General features: G+C 38.3%; 15 protein-coding genes and 1 other annotated feature. All 15 genes read left to right on the top strand.

Annotation, left to right across the window (positions count from 1 at the left end; all coding sequences use genetic code 11):
• Positions 1–83: 83 nt before the first annotated feature.
• Positions 84–590 (top strand): septum site-determining protein DivIVA, encoded by a 507-nt coding sequence (divIVA, locus tag ACYFX0_RS04035; protein ID WP_001131611.1) that lies wholly within the window; start codon positions 84–86, stop codon positions 588–590.
• 51 nt (positions 591–641) lie between these two features.
• Positions 642–864: a binding site (T-box leader), on the top strand.
• Between the two features lie 71 nt (positions 865–935).
• Complete coding sequence (ileS2, locus tag ACYFX0_RS04030; RefSeq protein ID WP_000455953.1) at positions 936–3701, top strand: isoleucine--tRNA ligase; 2766 nt, start codon at positions 936–938, stop codon at positions 3699–3701.
• Between the two features lie 156 nt (positions 3702–3857).
• Entirely contained in the window at positions 3858–4187 is a 330-nt protein-coding gene (locus tag ACYFX0_RS04025; protein ID WP_001002956.1) for a TraR/DksA C4-type zinc finger protein, read from the top strand.
• 124 nt (positions 4188–4311) lie between these two features.
• Positions 4312–4770, top strand: coding sequence for a lipoprotein signal peptidase LspA (gene lspA, locus ACYFX0_RS04020; protein ID WP_000642180.1), 459 nt, complete (start codon positions 4312–4314; stop codon positions 4768–4770).
• 4 nt (positions 4771–4774) lie between these two features.
• Positions 4775–5683, top strand: coding sequence for an RluA family pseudouridine synthase (locus tag ACYFX0_RS04015; protein WP_000005854.1), 909 nt, complete (start codon positions 4775–4777; stop codon positions 5681–5683).
• Positions 5684–5887: 204 nt separating this feature from the next.
• A complete protein-coding gene (pyrR, locus tag ACYFX0_RS04010; RefSeq protein WP_001156491.1) occupies positions 5888–6430 on the top strand; it encodes a bifunctional pyrimidine operon transcriptional regulator/uracil phosphoribosyltransferase in 543 nt (180 codons plus the stop codon).
• A 146-nt stretch (positions 6431–6576) separates the two neighbouring features.
• Positions 6577–7860 carry a uracil permease gene (gene uraA / locus ACYFX0_RS04005; RefSeq protein WP_000435925.1) on the top strand — a complete coding sequence of 428 codons (1284 nt, stop codon included), beginning with the start codon at positions 6577–6579 and terminating at the stop codon, positions 7858–7860.
• 148 nt (positions 7861–8008) lie between these two features.
• Complete coding sequence (pyrB, locus tag ACYFX0_RS04000) at positions 8009–8923, top strand: aspartate carbamoyltransferase (RefSeq protein ID WP_106081593.1); 915 nt, start codon at positions 8009–8011, stop codon at positions 8921–8923.
• Positions 8907–10193: a dihydroorotase gene (gene pyrC / locus ACYFX0_RS03995; RefSeq protein WP_001108387.1), complete on the top strand. Its 1287-nt coding sequence runs from the start codon at positions 8907–8909 to the stop codon at positions 10191–10193. The genes pyrB and pyrC overlap by 17 nt, the downstream gene beginning before the upstream one ends.
• The gene (locus ACYFX0_RS03990) at positions 10190–11287 is read left to right on the top strand and encodes a carbamoyl phosphate synthase small subunit (RefSeq protein WP_000828669.1); all 1098 of its coding nucleotides are present in this window, start codon (positions 10190–10192) and stop codon (positions 11285–11287) included. Before pyrC ends, ACYFX0_RS03990 begins: the two co-directional genes overlap by 4 nt.
• Positions 11272–14490 carry a carbamoyl-phosphate synthase large subunit gene (carB, locus tag ACYFX0_RS03985; RefSeq protein WP_001126139.1) on the top strand — a complete coding sequence of 1073 codons (3219 nt, stop codon included), beginning with the start codon at positions 11272–11274 and terminating at the stop codon, positions 14488–14490. Before ACYFX0_RS03990 ends, carB begins: the two co-directional genes overlap by 16 nt.
• Positions 14487–15266 (top strand): dihydroorotate oxidase B electron transfer subunit, encoded by a 780-nt coding sequence (gene pyrK / locus ACYFX0_RS03980; RefSeq protein ID WP_000983354.1) that lies wholly within the window; start codon positions 14487–14489, stop codon positions 15264–15266. The genes carB and pyrK overlap by 4 nt, the downstream gene beginning before the upstream one ends.
• A complete protein-coding gene (gene pyrD, locus ACYFX0_RS03975; protein WP_001081049.1) occupies positions 15263–16192 on the top strand; it encodes a dihydroorotate oxidase B catalytic subunit in 930 nt (309 codons plus the stop codon). Before pyrK ends, pyrD begins: the two co-directional genes overlap by 4 nt.
• The gene (pyrF, locus tag ACYFX0_RS03970; RefSeq protein WP_000083509.1) at positions 16177–16893 is read left to right on the top strand and encodes an orotidine-5'-phosphate decarboxylase; all 717 of its coding nucleotides are present in this window, start codon (positions 16177–16179) and stop codon (positions 16891–16893) included. The genes pyrD and pyrF overlap by 16 nt, the downstream gene beginning before the upstream one ends.
• Positions 16890–17522, top strand: a complete 633-nt coding sequence (gene pyrE / locus ACYFX0_RS03965; protein ID WP_000711454.1) for an orotate phosphoribosyltransferase — start codon at positions 16890–16892, stop codon at positions 17520–17522. Before pyrF ends, pyrE begins: the two co-directional genes overlap by 4 nt.
• The last annotated feature ends 70 nt before the right edge of the window (positions 17523–17592 follow it).

Here is a 17592-nt window from a genome sequence, read left to right as displayed (position 1 = left end):
TTTTAGAAGGAAATCCTCCTATTTTGTCGAAGAAAAGATATAATTGAAAGAGGAAATTTAGATAACTACTTGGAGGTGGCGTTGTGCCGTTAACACCATTAGATATTCATAACAAAGAATTTGGTCGCGGATTCCGTGGCTATGATGAAGATCAAGTAAATGAGTTTCTTGATCAAATTATCAAAGATTATGAATTGGTCATTCGTGAGAAAAAAGCTTTAGAAGAAAAAGTTGCGCAGTTAGAAGGGAAGTTAGATCATTTCTCTAATATTGAAGATACGTTAAACAAATCTATCGTGGTTGCGCAAGAAGCAGCGGAAGAAGTAAAACGTAATGCGCAAAAAGAAGCGAAATTAATTGTGCGTGAAGCTGAAAAGAATGCTGATCGTATTATTAACGAAGCATTAGTAAAATCAAGAAAAGTTGCTTTTGATATTGAAGAGTTAAAGAAACAAGCGAAAGTATTCCGAACTCGTTTCCGTATGTTATTAGAAACACAGCTTGAAATGTTAAACAACGATGATTGGGATAAACTAATTGAGTTAGAAGACGAAGTAGATGAACTGTTGAAAAAAGAAGAAACAGTGTAAGCTTGACGTTTTTCTCATTATTACATATAATTTTAAACAACATATTTATTAAGAAAAACGAAGATAGGGATAAGTACCTTTTCAAACCTTATATAGCGAACTGAGGACGGTGTAAGCTCAGGATAAGGAGATAGTGGGAATATCACCCTGGAGTTCCGCGCTGAACAAATAGAGTAAGCGTAGGCGTGTATTCGCGTTAAGAATATAAGAGGATTCTATACATATGTATATGATCTACTAGGGTGGTACCGCGGGAGACTTTCTCGTCCCTTTTTGGGATGAGAAAGTCTCTTTTTTATTCCGTTTTTTAAGTATTTCTTATATACATGTAAGGAGGAATTGAGCATGGAGTACAAAAATACATTACTGATGCCGAAAACAGAGTTCCCAATGCGTGGGAACTTACCAAAACGTGAGCCTGCAATGCAAGAAAAATGGGCTGAAATGAATATTTACGAAAAAGTACAAGAACATACAAAAGGTCGTCCTTTATTTGTATTGCATGATGGACCTCCATATGCGAATGGTGACATTCATATGGGACATGCATTAAATAAAGTATTAAAAGACTTTATTGTTCGTTATAAATCAATGACTGGTTTTAGTGCGCCATATGTTCCAGGATGGGATACGCACGGTTTACCAATTGAACAAGCTTTAACAAATAAAGGTGTAAAGCGTAAAGAAATGACAGTTGCTGAGTTCCGTAAGTTATGTGCAGAGTATGCATATGAACAAGTAGAACGTCAACGTGAACAATTTAAGCGTCTAGGTGTACGTGCAGATTGGGATAATCCATATATTACTTTAGAGCCCGCTTATGAAGCACAACAAATTAAAGTGTTTGGTGACATGGCGAAAAAAGGTTATATCTATAAAGGTCAAAAACCAGTTTACTGGTCTCCAACGAGTGAATCTGCTTTAGCAGAAGCTGAAATTGAATATCAAGATAAAAAATCAGCATCTATTTACGTAGCATTCCCTGTAAAAGATGGAAAGAACGTATTAGAAGGTGATGAAAAGTACATCATTTGGACAACAACACCTTGGACATTACCTGCAAACTTAGGTATTTCTGTTCACCCAGAGCTTGAATATAGCATTGTAAAAGTAAATGATGAGAAATATATCATTGCTTCTGAGCTGTTTGAGACAGTTGCAAAAACGTTAGAGTGGGAAAATGCTGAAGTTGTGAAAACAGTAAAAGGTAGCGAACTGGAGTACACAGTTGCAAAACATCCATTCTACGATCGTGATTCATTAGTAATGCTAGGAGATCACGTAACAACAGATGCAGGTACAGGTTGTGTTCATACAGCACCAGGACACGGGGAAGATGACTTCGTTGTTGGTAAAAAGTATGGATTAGAAGTACTTTGCCCAGTTGATGATAAAGGTGTATTAACAAATGAAGCACCTGGATTTGAAGGCTTATTCTATGATAAAGCTAACAAGCCAATTACAGAAAAATTAGAAGAAGTAGGCGCGTTACTGAAACTAACATTCATTACGCATTCATACCCACATGATTGGAGAACGAAAAAACCAATTATTTTCCGTGCGACAGCACAGTGGTTTGCATCTATTGAAGCATTCCGTAAAGAATTAATAGAAGCTGTAGCGGAAACAAAATGGGTACCAGCATGGGGAGAAACTCGTCTTCATAATATGGTTCGTGACCGTGGTGACTGGTGTATTTCTCGTCAGCGTGCATGGGGTGTGCCAATTCCGGTATTCTATGCTGAGAATGGCGATCCAATTATTACAGACGAAACAATTAACCATGTAGCAGATTTATTCCGTGAACACGGTTCTAACGTATGGTTTGAGCGTGAAGCGAAAGATCTATTACCAGAAGGATTTACACATCCAGGTAGCCCAAATGGCGAATTCCGTAAAGAAACAGACATCATGGATGTATGGTTCGATTCAGGTTCTTCTCACCAAGCTGTATTAGAAGAGCGCGAAGATTTACAGCGTCCAGCTGATTTATATTTAGAAGGATCTGACCAGTATCGTGGTTGGTTTAACTCTTCATTATCAACAGCAGTTGCTGTAACAGGTAAAGCTCCATATAAAGGCGTACTAAGCCACGGTTTCGTACTAGATGGTGAAGGACGTAAAATGAGTAAGTCGATTGGAAACATCGTTGTACCGAAGAAAATCATGGATCAATTAGGCGGAGACATCTTACGCTTATGGGTATCTTCTGTTGACTATCAATCTGACGTACGTATTTCAGATGATATTTTAAAACAAGTAGCAGAAGTGTATCGTAAAATCCGTAACACATTCCGTTTCTTATTAGGAAACTTAGACGACTTTAAGCCAAGTGAAAATGCAGTAGCTGTAGCTGAGCTTCGTGAAGTAGATCGTTACATGTTAGTGAAATTAAATGACTTAATTACAAAAGTTAAAGAAGCATATGAGACATACGATTTCGCTGCTGTGTATCATGCAATTCATAACTTCTGTACAATTGATTTAAGTTCATTCTACTTAGATTTTGCAAAAGATATTTTATACATTGAAGGTGCAAACCACGAAGATCGTCGTGCAATTCAAACTGTATTATATGATGTTCTTGTTGCGTTAACGAAACTTGTAACACCAATCTTACCGCATACAGCTGATGAAGTATGGCCATACATTCCAGGCGTAACAGAAGAAAGTGTACAATTAACTGATATGCCAGAAGCTGTACAATTAGATGACGCGGAAGCATTAAAAACAAAATGGGATGCATTTATGACATTACGTGATGACGTGTTAAAAGCACTAGAAGTAGCTCGTAATGAAAAAGTAATCGGTAAGTCATTAAATGCAAGCATTACGCTATATCCAACTGCAGAAATGAAAGCTATGTTAGAGTCTATTAGCGAAGACTTAAAGCAATTATTCATCGTTTCTGAGTATAAACTTGGTGGTATGATGGAAGAAGCGCCAGCAGATGCACCGAAGTATGAACATACAGCGGTTGTTGTTGCTCAAGCAACTGGTGAAACATGTGAACGTTGTTGGGTAGTTTCAGAAACAATTGGTAAAGATGCTGAACATGAAACATTATGTGAGCGTTGTGCAACAGTTGTGAAAGAAAACTATGTAAAATAATAAAAAACTGACTGCTATTTATGCAGTCAGTTTTTTATTTTGATGATATATCAAAATAACTTTCAGGCTCTTTCCTGTGAAGGAAAAATGTGTGTGAGGTAAGCAAATAAATTTCGGACACACTAACTGTACATTACAGCTAGGAGGAATGTACACGTGAATGAAATCTACATGGAAATAAAAGAAGAATTGCAATTGATGAGAAAAGAGTTGCAAGAGAGACTAGCTAAAGAAGTAATGCACAAATATGATGTCGAGTTCAGCCAAGAGCTTGGATATGAAATTAAGGAAGAGATAAAGAAAAAATTGCTATTACATGATATAAAAGAGGATTTAAAGGATGTAGAACGTGCATTATTTAAAATGGAAATAGACATGTACGGTATTTGTGAAGAGACCGGGAGATTAATTTCGACAAAGCAAATGAAAACAATGCCGACTGCCCGAACAATTCATGAATTTTTCTATGAAAAGGTAAATGTATGAATACGCACAACGATATTATATTACCTTTTTTTAATTTATTTTATTCTTCTATAAAGGTTCATTGTGAAAAGGTAGCAGCTATGCTAAAATTTTGAGGTACACTGTCTTTGTGGGGGAAATGAAAATGATATATTATGTAATAGCGTTATTTGTCATTGCTATCGATCAAATATCGAAGTGGTTAATTGTAAAGAACATGGAATTGGGTACGAGTATTCCGATTATCGACAATGTATTATACATAACATCACATCGAAATAGAGGCGCTGCCTGGGGTATTTTAGAAAATAAAATGTGGTTCTTCTACATTATTACAGTTGTTTTTGTAGTGTTTATCGTATTTTATATGAAAAAGTATGCGAAAACAGACAAGCTTCTAGGTATTTCGTTAGGCCTAATTTTAGGCGGGGCAATTGGTAACTTTATTGATCGTGTATTTAGACAAGAAGTAGTGGATTTCATTCACGTGTATATTTTCTCGTACAACTATCCAGTATTCAATATAGCTGATTCAGCGTTATGTATTGGTGTTGTATTAATTATTATTCAAACATTATTAGAAGGCAAGAAAGCGAAGGAGTAATTGAATGAGTGAAGTAGTACAAGTAACAGTTGTAGAAGAGCAAAAAAATGAGCGAATTGATAAATTCGTTGCAGGAATAAATAACGAATGGTCACGTTCACAAGTACAGCAATGGATTAAAGATGATGTTGTGACAGTAAACGGGAAAGCAGTAAAAGTGAATTATAAAGTAAAAGAAGAAGATGAAATTACAGTAACGATTCCTGATCCAGAAGCGTTAGATATTCAACCAGAAGATATGAATTTAGAAATTTATTATGAAGATGCAGATGTGCTTGTTGTAAATAAACCACGTGGTATGGTTGTACATCCAGCGCCAGGACATACAAGTGGTACGCTTGTAAACGGCCTTATGCACCATTGTACAGATTTATCAGGTATCAACGGTGTAATGCGTCCAGGTATTGTGCATCGTATTGATAAAGATACATCTGGATTATTAATGGTTGCTAAGAATGATATGGCGCATGAATCACTTGTAAATCAACTTGTAGCAAAAACAGTAACAAGACGTTACAAAGCAATTGTGCACGGTGTTATCCCGCATGATAAGGGGACTATCGATGCACCAATTGGTCGTGATAAGAAAGAGCGTCAAAGTATGACAGTTGATGAAAATGGTAAAAATGCTGTTACTCACTTCCAAGTGTTAGAACGCTTTAAAGACTTTACACTTGTAGAATGTCGCTTAGAAACGGGACGTACGCACCAAATTCGTGTTCATATGAAATATATTGGCTATCCACTTGCAGGAGATCCGAAGTATGGTCCCAAGAAAACGTTAGATATGAATGGACAAGCACTTCATGCAGGTATTTTAGGCTTTGATCATCCTCGTACTGGTGAATATATTCAGTTTGAGGCACCGATTCCAGAAGTATTTGAAGAAGCATTAAATATTTTACGGAAATAGTATTGACAAATCACAAGAAAACTGAGATACTGACAACAGTTAAATAATGATCCTTTAACACAGCCCCGTGAGGTTGAGAAGGTAACGGTTTGAAATACTTAGGGTATGCTGTACCCTTTTTTCAAAAGTCCTCTCGCACACGCTGAGAGGACTTTTTTTATACCATTACTCTCACGCAAGAAAAAAAGCTTGGAGGTGTAGAGCATGCAAGAGAAAGCTGTCGTTTTAGATGACCAAATGATTCGCCGTGCTTTAACACGAATTAGTCATGAAATCGTGGAACGAAATAAAGGTGTCGATAATTGTGTTCTTGTCGGAATTAAAACTCGTGGAATTTTTATTGCACAACGTTTGGCAGAACGAATTGGTCAAATTGAAGGAAAAGAAATGGAAGTTGGAGAGTTAGACATTACGTTATATCGTGATGATTTAACACTGCAATCCAAAAATAAAGAACCACTTGTAAAAGGTTCTGATATCCCTGTAGATATTACGAAGAAAAAAGTTATCCTTGTGGATGACGTGTTATATACAGGAAGAACAGTTCGAGCAGCAATGGATGCTCTTATGGATTTAGGTAGACCATCTCAAATCCAACTGGCGGTTCTTGTTGATAGAGGTCATCGTGAACTACCAATTCGCGCTGATTATGTAGGAAAGAACATTCCAACATCAAGTGAAGAGCGTATCGAAGTTGATTTGCAAGAGACAGATCAACAAGATCGAGTAAGCATATACGATAAGTAAAGCCCTTTTAAATGTAGTCCTGTGAGGCTGCCAAAGGGTCTTGGCTTTCATATGTCAAATTTGGCATACGAAAGTGTAGGACTCTTTGTGCACAGGCACAAAGAGTTTTTTTATTGCAAAGATTTAAACTGAAGGAGGATGTAACAATGGAACAAAAGCCAGTGTTAGACGTTAATGAAGTACCGAAACCGGGAAAATGGTTATTTTTGAGTATACAACATTTGTTCGCGATGTTTGGATCAACAGTGCTTGTTCCGTTTTTAACAGGATTGAATCCATCAGTAGCATTAATATCAAGTGGATTAGGAACGTTAGCGTTTCTTCTTATAACGAAAGGTCAAGTACCTGCCTATCTAGGATCATCATTCGCCTTTATCGCACCGATTATAACAGCGAAAACGGCAGGTGGACCGGGAGCAGCAATGCTTGGTGGTTTGCTAGCAGGGCTTGTGTACATCTTAATCTCACTCGGAATTAAGAAATCAGGATCAGAGTGGATTATGAAATTACTTCCGCCAATCGTAGTTGGACCGGTAGTAATGGTAATCGGTTTAGCGTTAGCACATACAGCAGTTAATATGGCGATGAACGGTGCGGATGGCAAATATAGCTTTATACACTTTTCAGTAGCATTAGTAACATTAGCAATTACAATTATATGCTCGATATTCGGAAGAGGATTTTTCAGTATCATACCAGTGTTACTTGGCATTATCGGCGGATATATCTTCGCTTACTTCCAAGGGCTAGTAGACTTAAAGCCGGTAGCTGAGGCAAAATGGTTTGTTGTACCAGATTTCACAGTACCATTTGTCACATACACACCAGAGTTTTCATGGAAGATTGTACTCTTGATGGTACCAGTTGCACTAGTAACAATATCAGAACATATCGGACATCAAATTGTACTTGGAAATGTTATTAAAAGAGATTTAATTGAAAAACCAGGTTTACACCGTTCGATCTTCGGTGACGGAGTAGCAACATTAATCGCATCACTAATCGGTGGGCCACCGAATACAACGTATGGTGAAAACATCGGTGTGCTAGCAATTACGAGAGCATACAGTGTATACTTATTCATCGGTTCAGCAGTATTCGCAATCATGTTCGGATTTATCGGTAAGATTTCTGCGCTGATTCATTCGATCCCAACACCAGTTATGGGTGGGGTATCAATCTTACTATTCGGTGTAATTGCATCAAGCGGATTACGCATGATGGTAGATGATAAAACAGATTTAAGTGACAAACGAAACTTAATGATTGCATCAGTAATACTAGTAATCGGTATTGGTGGAGCGGTACTTCACGTAGGAGAATCGTTCCAAGTAGAAGGAATGGCACTAGCAGCAATTGTAGGTGTACTGTTAAATCTATTACTACCGGAAACGAAACAAATAAAACAACCTAAGCAGATTGCTTCATAATAATAACCTTTTAATTCAGTCCTGTGAGACAGAAAAGGGTGGCTTCTTCCTTGCACCCTAGTCTTACATGACTAGGGTATTTTTATACAAATGTTGTTATAAAAATACAAAAGTGGTAACATAAAAATCAGAAAGATGAGGGATGACGATGAGCCATTTGTTAACGATGAGTGAATTATCGGAAGTAGAAATTTCAGAAATCCTAAAAGACGCAGAAGATTTCGCGAATGGAAAAGAGAGCAAAACGACAGAGCAAACTTTTGTTGCGAACTTGTTCTTTGAGAATAGTACGAGAACGAGATTTAGCTTTGAAGTTGCTGAGAAGAGATTAGGACTAGATGTTTTAAACTTTTCAGCGGATGCATCTAGCGTACAAAAAGGAGAAACTCTATACGATACGATAAGAACACTAGAATCAATCGGAACAAAAGCGGTGATCGTCCGCCATGAGCAAGATCGCTACTTCGATGAACTAAAAGATCAGGTAAATATCCCAATCTTAAACGCTGGAGATGGATGTGGAAACCACCCAACGCAGTGCCTACTCGATCTTCTTACAATTAAACAAGAGTTTGGAAGATTTGAAGGATTAAAGATTGCGATAGTAGGAGATGTTCGTCATAGCCGAGTAGCACGTTCTAATGCAGAAGCATTAACGAAACTGGGTGCAACAATTTACTTTGCAAGTCCAGAAGAGTGGAAAGATGAAGACAGCACATTTGGAACATACAAACCATTAGATGAACTTGTTCCAGAAGTGGATGTAATGATGTTACTTCGTGTACAACATGAGCGTCATGATCAGTATGAAACAGACATTATGAAAGAGTATCATGAGAGACACGGATTAACAGTGGAAAGAGAAAAGCGTATGAAAGAAGGAAGCATTATTATGCATCCAGCTCCTGTAAACCGTGATGTTGAAGTTGCAAGTGAACTTGTTGAGTGTGAGCGTTCACGCATATTTAAACAAATGGAAAATGGAGTTTACGTAAGAATGGCTGTACTAAAACGCGCCTTACCAAATGTATTAGGAGGAATAAAACATGAATTACTTGTTTAAAAATGGTCGTTATATGAATGAAGAAGGAAAAATCGTAGCAACAGATCTTCTCGTACAAGACGGTAAAATCGCTAAGGTAGCAGAAAATATTACGGCAGATAATGCTGAAGTAATCGAAGTGAACGGAAATTTAATCGCACCTGGATTAGTAGATGTACACGTACATCTTCGTGAACCAGGTGGTGAACATAAAGAAACAATTGAAACAGGTACACTAGCAGCGGCAAAAGGTGGATTCACTACAATTTGCTCAATGCCAAATACACGCCCAGTACCAGATTGCAGAGAACATATGGAAGACCTGCAAAAACGTATTAAAGAAAAAGCGCATGTCAACGTACTACCATACGGAGCAATTACAGTACGTCAAGCTGGTTCTGAAATGACAGATTTCGAAACATTAAAAGAACTTGGAGCATTTGCTTTCACAGATGACGGCGTAGGCGTACAAGATGCTAGCATGATGTTAGCGGCTATGAAACGTGCAGCGAAATTAAATATGGCAGTAGTTGCGCACTGTGAAGAGAATACGCTTATTAATAAAGGTTGTGTACATGAAGGGAAGTTTTCTGAGAAACACGGATTAAACGGTATCCCATCAGTATGTGAATCTGTACATATTGCAAGGGATATACTGCTTGCTGAAGCAGCAGATTGTCACTATCACGTATGTCACGTAAGTACGAAAGGTTCTGTACGTGTAATCCGTGATGCGAAACGAGCTGGAATTAAAGTAACAGCAGAAGTAACACCACATCACCTAGTGTTATGTGAAGATGATATCCCATCAGTTGATCCTAACTTTAAAATGAACCCACCGCTTCGTGGAAAAGAAGACCATGCAGCATTAATTGAAGGATTACTAGATGGAACGATCGATATGATCGCAACTGACCATGCACCGCATACAGCGGAAGAGAAAGCGCAAGGAATTGAAAGAGCGCCATTCGGAATTACTGGTTTTGAAACAGCATTCCCACTTCTATACACAAACCTTGTGAAAAAAGGAATTATTACATTAGAGCAGTTAATTCAATTCTTAACAGAAAAGCCAGCTGATACATTCGGCTTAGAAGCAGGTCGCCTGAAAGAAGGTAGAACAGCTGATATTACAATCATTGATTTAGAACAAGAAGAAGAGATTGACCCAACAACATTCTTATCAAAAGGAAAAAATACACCATTCGCAGGTTGGAAATGCCAAGGATGGCCGGTAATGACAATCGTTGGTGGTAAGATCGCATGGCAAAAGGAGAGTGCATTAGTATGAAAAGACAACTTATCTTAGAAGATGGAACAGTATTAATTGGAAAAGGTTTCGGAGGCGAAATTGAAAAGTCAGGTGAGGTTGTATTTACAACAGGAATGACTGGATATCAAGAAACATTATCTGATCCATCATATTGCGGTCAAATCGTAACATTCACGTACCCATTAATCGGAAACTACGGCATTAACCGTGACGATTTTGAATCGATTCACCCATCTGTAAATGGCTTAATCGTAAACGAAATTTGTGATCACCCATCAAACTTCCGTAATGAAATTTCGTTAAATGATTACTTAAAAGAAAGAAATATCCCAGGGTTAGCAGGAATTGATACAAGAAAATTAACGAGAAAAATTCGTCAATACGGTACATTACGTGGACGTCTATGTAACATGGATGCAGATGTAGAATACATCGTGAGCCAATTAAAAGCGACAGTATTTACAGATCACGTGAAACGCGTATCAACGAAAGATCCATACCCAAGCCCAGGCCGTGGACACCGAGTTGTACTTGTAGACTTCGGAATGAAACATGGTATTTTACGAGAATTAAACAAACGTGACTGTGATGTAATTGTAGTACCTTACAATACAACAGCAGAAGAAATTTTACGCCTTAGCCCAGATGGAATTATGTTAAGTAACGGACCTGGAGATCCGAAAGATGTACCAGAAGCAATTGAAATGTTAAAAGACATTATCGGTAAAGTTCCTTTATTCGGAATTTGCTTAGGACATCAACTATTCGCTCTAGCATCTGGTGCGAATACAAGTAAGTTAAAATTCGGTCACCGTGGTTTAAACCATCCAGTAAAACATCTTGCAACTGGAAAAGTAGCAATTACATCTCAAAATCATGGTTACGCAGTAGAAGAAGAATCAGTTAAAAATACAGAACTTGAAATTACACATGTCGCTTTAAATGATGGAACAGTAGAAGGTCTTCGTCATACGAAGTTCCCAGCATTTACAGTGCAATACCATCCAGAAGCTTCAGCAGGACCAGAAGATGCAAATGATTTATTCGAAGATTTCTTAGAAATGATTGAAAACTTCAAGAAAGAAGGGGAAGAGTTATGCCAAAACGCCTAGACATTAACACAATTTTAGTAATCGGATCAGGACCAATTGTAATTGGGCAAGCAGCAGAGTTTGACTACTCTGGTACACAAGCTTGTCAATCTCTTAGAGAAGAAGGTTACAAAGTAATCCTTGTTAACTCTAACCCAGCAACAATTATGACAGATACTGCAACAGCAGATAAAGTATATATAGAACCATTAACACTAGAATTCGTAAGCCGTATCATTCGTAAAGAACGTCCAGATGCAATCTTACCAACATTAGGTGGTCAAACAGGTTTAAACATGGCTGTTGAACTTGCGAAATCAGGCATACTTGAAGAGTGTGGAGTTGAAATTTTAGGAACGAAATTATCAGCAATTGAGCAAGCGGAGGATCGTGATTTATTCCGTACATTAATGCAGGAATTAAATGAACCAATTCCATCTAGTACCATCATTCATACGCTAGAAGAAGCACATGAATTTGTAAAAGAAATTGGATATCCAGTTATTGTTCGCCCAGCATTTACAATGGGGGGAACAGGTGGCGGAATCTGTAGTAATGAAGAAGAACTAATTGAAATCGTATCAGGTGGATTAAAACATAGTCCAGTAACACAATGTTTATTAGAAAAGAGCATTGCTGGTTGTAAGGAAATTGAATATGAAGTAATGCGTGATTCAAATGATAACGCGATTGTAGTATGTAATATGGAAAATATCGATCCAGTTGGAGTTCACACAGGTGATTCTATCGTAGTAGCACCGAGCCAAACATTAAGTGACCGTGAATATCAAATGTTACGAAACACTTCATTACGAATTATTCGTGCATTAGGAATTGAAGGTGGATGTAACGTTCAGCTTGCACTTGATCCACATAGCTTCCAATACTATGTAATCGAAGTAAACCCGCGTGTAAGTCGTTCATCTGCACTAGCATCTAAAGCAACTGGATATCCAATTGCGAAGCTAGCGGCAAAAATTGCAGTCGGTCTAACATTAGATGAAATTATAAACCCAGTAACGCAAAAAACATACGCTTGCTTCGAGCCAGCATTAGACTATGTCGTTTCAAAAATTCCGCGCTGGCCATTTGATAAGTTTGAATCAGCAAACAGAACACTGGGTACACAAATGAAGGCAACTGGTGAAGTTATGTCAATCGGACGTAACTTAGAGCAATCATTATTAAAAGCGGTTCGTTCTTTAGAACTTGGCGTTTATCACTTAGAGTTAGAGCATTTAAAAGAACTTGATAAAGAAACAATGAAAAAACGCATTATAAAAGCTGATGATGAGCGACTGTTTATTGTAGCAGAAGCAATTCGTCAAGGTGTAACGAAAGAAGAAATCAACGAATGGTGTGAAATGGACTTCTTCTTCTTACAAAAAGTTGAAAACATCGTAAATATGGAACGTGAAGTAAAAGCGAATGTAGGAAATATGGAAGTACTACAAACTGCGAAAGAAATGGGCTTCAGCGATCACTACGTTGCAGCAGCTTGGAATAAAACAGAGCGTGAAATTTACGATATGCGTAAAGAAAGCAATATAACTCCTGTTTATAAAATGGTAGATACTTGTGCGGCAGAGTTTGAATCTGCAACACCATACTACTACAGCACATATGGTGACGAGAATGAATCGGTTAGAACAGATCGTAAGAGTGTAGTAGTTCTAGGATCTGGTCCAATCCGTATCGGTCAAGGTGTTGAGTTTGACTACGCAACTGTTCACTCTGTATGGGCAATTAAAGAAGCTGGATATGAGGCAATCATTGTTAATAACAATCCAGAAACAGTTTCAACAGACTTCAGTATTTCTGACAAATTATACTTTGAACCATTAACAATTGAAGATGTAATGCACATTATCGATTTAGAAAAGCCAGAAGGTGTTATCGTTCAGTTCGGTGGACAAACGGCAATTAACTTAGCGGCGAAATTAGAAGAACACGGTGTGAAAATTTTAGGAACATCACTTGAAGATTTAGACCGCGCAGAAGATCGTGATAAGTTTGAAGCAGCTCTAACACAGCTTGGTATCCCGCAACCAGTTGGTAAAACAGCAACAACTGTAGAACAAGCGGTAGCAATCGCTGAAGAAATTGGATATCCAGTATTAGTAAGACCGTCTTACGTACTAGGTGGACGTGCGATGGAAATCGTATATCGTCAAGAAGAATTACTGCACTACATGAAAAATGCAGTTAAAGTTCATGCAGAGCATCCGGTATTAATTGACCGTTACATGGTTGGTAAAGAAATTGAAGTAGATGCAATTTCAGACGGTGAGAATGTATTCATTCCAGGTATTATGGAACATATTGAACGCGCTGGAGTTCACTCTGGTGACTCAATTGGAGTATACCCACCACAAAGCTTATCTGAAAAACTAAAAGAACAAATCATTGAACATACAATTGCACTTGGAAAAGGTTTAAACATTGTTGGATTACTAAATATCCAGTTCGTAGTATTCAAAGATCAAGTGTACGTAATTGAAGTAAACCCACGTGCGAGTCGTACAGTACCGTTCTTAAGTAAAATTACGGGCGTACCGATGGCGAATGTTGCAACGAAAGTTATTTTAGGTCAAGACTTAGTAGAGCAAGGATACGGAACTGGTTATCACCCAGAAGAGAAAGAAGTATATGTAAAAGCGCCGGTATTCTCGTTTGCGAAACTACGCTCAGTTGATACAACATTAGGACCTGAAATGAAGTCAACAGGGGAAGTAATGGGTAAAGACTTAACGCTTGAAAAAGCATTATACAAAGGATTAGTTGCTTCTGGAATTAACATCCCAACGCACGGATCAGTAATCATCACAGTAGCGGATAAAGATAAAGAAGAGGCAATGGAAATTGCAAAACGTTTCCACGAAATCGGTTATAACTTATTAGCAACAGCTGGAACAGCACAATCGTTAGCAGAGCAAAATATTCCAGTGCAAGTGGTAAACAAAATTGATTCTGAAGACTATAACTTACTTGATATTATCCGTCAAGGAAAAGCACAGTTTGTAATCAATACATTAACAAAAGGCAAACAACCAGCGCGTGATGGTTTCCGCATTCGCCGTGAATCAGTAGAAAATGGTGTGGCTTGCTTAACATCACTTGATACAACGAGAGCAATCTTACGAGTATTGGAATCTATGACATTCTCAGCTCATTCAATGAAAGAAATTACGCAAACAAAGCGTCACGAGGTGGTACATGCATGATGCAAAAGCAAAATATGATTGTCGTTAACCAAAAAGAAATCGCAAAAAACATTTACGAATTAGTGCTTCAAGGAACGTTAGTACAGCAAATGAACGAACCAGGGCAGTTTGTACACATTAAGGTAGCAGAGGGCATTGCGCCCCTTCTGCGCCGCCCAATTAGTATTTGTAATGTAGATCAAGAGAAGAACGAATTTACAATGCTATATCGTGCCGAAGGACAAGGGACAAAAACATTAGCAACTAGAAAACAAGGTGAAATGATAGATGTACTAGGACCATTAGGACACGGTTTTCCTGTAGAAGAAGCAGAAGCTGGTCAAACAGCTTTACTAGTAGGCGGGGGAATTGGTGTACCACCACTTTATGAATTATCACAGCGCCTCGTTGCAAAGGGTGTACGTGTGATTCACATCTTAGGTTTTCAAACGAAAGATGTTGTTTTCTATGAAGAAAAATTTGCAGAACTTGGTGATACGTACGTTGCGACAGTAGACGGTACACACGGTACAAAAGGATTTGTCACAGATGTAATTGATAATTACGGAATCGACTTTGACATTCTTTATTCATGTGGCCCGTTAGCGATGCTTCGTGCATTAGAAGGACGTTACAAAGAGAAAAAAGCATATATTTCATTAGAAGAGCGTATGGGCTGTGGTATTGGAGCTTGTTTCGCATGTGTATGCCACTTACAAGAAGATCCAAGTGGACATTCTTACAAGAAGGTGTGTAGCGACGGACCAGTATTTCCAATCGGGGAGGTTGTACTATGAACAGATTGCAAGTTGAATTACCAGGATTATCATTAAAAAATCCAATTATACCGGCATCTGGATGCTTTGGATTTGGTCGTGAATATGCACAGTTTTACGATTTAAGTGTACTAGGATCAATCATGATTAAAGCGACGACAGAACAACCACGTTATGGAAATCCAACGCCTCGTGTTGCTGAAACACCAGGCGGCATGTTAAATGCAATCGGACTTCAAAACCCGGGATTAGACAAAGTAATGAATTCGGAATTACCATGGTTAGAACAATTTGACCTTCCAATTATTGCGAACGTTGCAGGCTCACAGGCTGAGGATTACGTAGCGGTTGCGAAGGAAATTTCTAAAGCGCCTAATGTCCATGCACTAGAATTAAATATTTCTTGTCCAAACGTAAAAACAGGTGGTATCGCCTTTGGTACAAATCCTGAAATTGCTGCTGATTTAACGAAGCGAGTAAAAGAGGTTTCTGAAGTACCTGTATACGTGAAATTGTCACCGAACGTGGCAAACATAGTGGAAATTGCAAAAGCGATTGAAAATGCAGGTGCAGATGGTTTAACGATGATTAATACATTGCTTGGTATGCGTCTAGATTTAAAAACAGCTAAACCAATTTTAGCAAACCGTACAGGCGGATTATCAGGTCCTGCGATTAAGCCAGTAGCAATTCGCATGGTACATGAAGTAAGCCAAGCGGTTAACATTCCAATTATCGGAATGGGCGGTATTGAAACAGCGGAAGATGTAATTGAATTCTTCTACGCTGGCGCAAGCGCAGTTGCAGTAGGTACAGCGAACTTTATCGATCCGTTCGTATGTCCGACAATTATTGAAGAGTTACCAGCATTACTAGATGAATTAGGATTTGATCATATTTCGGAATGTCAAGGAAGGAGCTGGAAGCAAACATGTCACAGTCGTTAATCGTTGCACTAGATTTTCCAGGGAAACAAGAAGTAGAACAATTCTTACACCACTTTGAAGGGGAAGAGTTATTTGTCAAAGTAGGTATGGAGTTATTTTACAAAGAAGGCCCTGCAATTATTACGTACTTAAAAGAAAAAGGACATAAGATTTTCCTAGATTTAAAACTTCATGATATTCCGAATACAGTAAAAAGCGCTATGCGTAGCCTAGCTAGTCTAGATGTTGATATGGTAAATGTTCATGCTGCTGGGGGAAGTAGCATGATGAAAGCTGCGATTGAGGGATTAGAGGAAGGTAAGCAAGAAGGAAAAGAGAGACCGATTTGTATTGCAGTTACACAACTAACAAGCACTTCGGAAGCTATGATGAAAAAAGAGATTGGCATTGAGAAAACGTTAGAAGAAGCGGTTGCTCATTATGCAAAATTAACGAAAGACAGTGGACTTGATGGCGTTGTTTGTTCAACACTTGAAGTTCCAAAATTACGTGAAGTATGCGGAAATGAATTTGTAACAGTAACACCGGGGATTCGTCTTGCAAGTGATGATGTTAATGACCAAGTGCGCGTAGCAACACCGAAACGTGCGAGGGAACTTGGCTCAAGCTACATCGTAGTTGGACGCAGTATTACGAAAGCAGAAAATCCGCTTGAAGCGTATAAAACAGTAAAACAACAGTGGGAAGGTGTAACAGTATGAAAAAAGAAATCGCATCGCATTTATTAGAAATTGGAGCAGTATTTTTACAACCGAATGATCCATTCACTTGGTCTTCAGGTATGAAATCACCAATTTATTGTGATAACCGTTTAACTTTATCTTATCCAAAAGTACGTCAAGCGATTGCAGCTGGATTAGAAGAGTTAATTAAAGAGCACTTCCCAACTGTAGAAGTTATTGCAGGAACAGCAACTGCTGGTATTGCGCACGCTGCATGGGTAAGCGATCGTATGGATTTACCAATGTGCTACGTACGTAGTAAAGCAAAAGGTCACGGTAAAGGGAACCAAATTGAAGGAAAAGCTGAAAAAGGTCAAAAAGTAGTAGTAGTAGAAGACTTAATTTCAACTGGTGGTAGTGCAATTACGTGTGTAGAAGCACTTCGCGAAGCTGGCTGTGAAGTATTAGGAATCGTATCAATCTTCACATACGAGCTAGAGTCAGGAAAAGAGAAATTAGAAGCAGCTAACGTAGCATCATATTCTTTAAGTGATTACAGTGCATTAACTGAAGTTGCAGCAGAAAAAGGTATGATCGGACAAGCTGAAACGAAAAAATTACAAGAGTGGCGTAAAAATCCAGCTGACGAAGCTTGGATCACAGCGTAACATAAAAAAGACGACTGCGGGGGAACGCAGTCGTCTTTTTTATCATTGTTAAAAATTCAAGTAAAGTCCT

The sequence above is a fragment of the Bacillus sp. NEAU-Y102 genome (genome assembly GCF_054788175.1).
Note: the sequence above shows the minus strand (reverse complement) of the source record. Positions and strands in the feature narration are given on the sequence as shown.

What these genes read in the sequence shown, in the direction of transcription:
- ACYFX0_RS04015 (WP_000005854.1), top strand. Translation starts at nt 4,775, where the DNA reads ATGAGTGAAGTAGTACAAGTAACAGTTGTAGAAGAGCAAAAAAATGAG.
- ACYFX0_RS03990 (WP_000828669.1), top strand. Translation starts at nt 10,190, where the DNA reads ATGAAAAGACAACTTATCTTAGAAGATGGAACAGTATTAATTGGAAAA.
- pyrK (WP_000983354.1), top strand. Translation starts at nt 14,487, where the DNA reads ATGATGCAAAAGCAAAATATGATTGTCGTTAACCAAAAAGAAATCGCA.
- pyrC (WP_001108387.1), top strand. Translation starts at nt 8,907, where the DNA reads ATGAATTACTTGTTTAAAAATGGTCGTTATATGAATGAAGAAGGAAAA.
- pyrD (WP_001081049.1), top strand. Translation starts at nt 15,263, where the DNA reads ATGAACAGATTGCAAGTTGAATTACCAGGATTATCATTAAAAAATCCA.
- lspA (WP_000642180.1), top strand. Translation starts at nt 4,312, where the DNA reads ATGATATATTATGTAATAGCGTTATTTGTCATTGCTATCGATCAAATA.
- uraA (WP_000435925.1), top strand. Translation starts at nt 6,577, where the DNA reads ATGGAACAAAAGCCAGTGTTAGACGTTAATGAAGTACCGAAACCGGGA.
- ileS2 (WP_000455953.1), top strand. Translation starts at nt 936, where the DNA reads ATGGAGTACAAAAATACATTACTGATGCCGAAAACAGAGTTCCCAATG.
- carB (WP_001126139.1), top strand. Translation starts at nt 11,272, where the DNA reads ATGCCAAAACGCCTAGACATTAACACAATTTTAGTAATCGGATCAGGA.
- pyrR (WP_001156491.1), top strand. Translation starts at nt 5,888, where the DNA reads ATGCAAGAGAAAGCTGTCGTTTTAGATGACCAAATGATTCGCCGTGCT.
- pyrB (WP_106081593.1), top strand. Translation starts at nt 8,009, where the DNA reads ATGAGCCATTTGTTAACGATGAGTGAATTATCGGAAGTAGAAATTTCA.
- pyrF (WP_000083509.1), top strand. Translation starts at nt 16,177, where the DNA reads ATGTCACAGTCGTTAATCGTTGCACTAGATTTTCCAGGGAAACAAGAA.
- pyrE (WP_000711454.1), top strand. Translation starts at nt 16,890, where the DNA reads ATGAAAAAAGAAATCGCATCGCATTTATTAGAAATTGGAGCAGTATTT.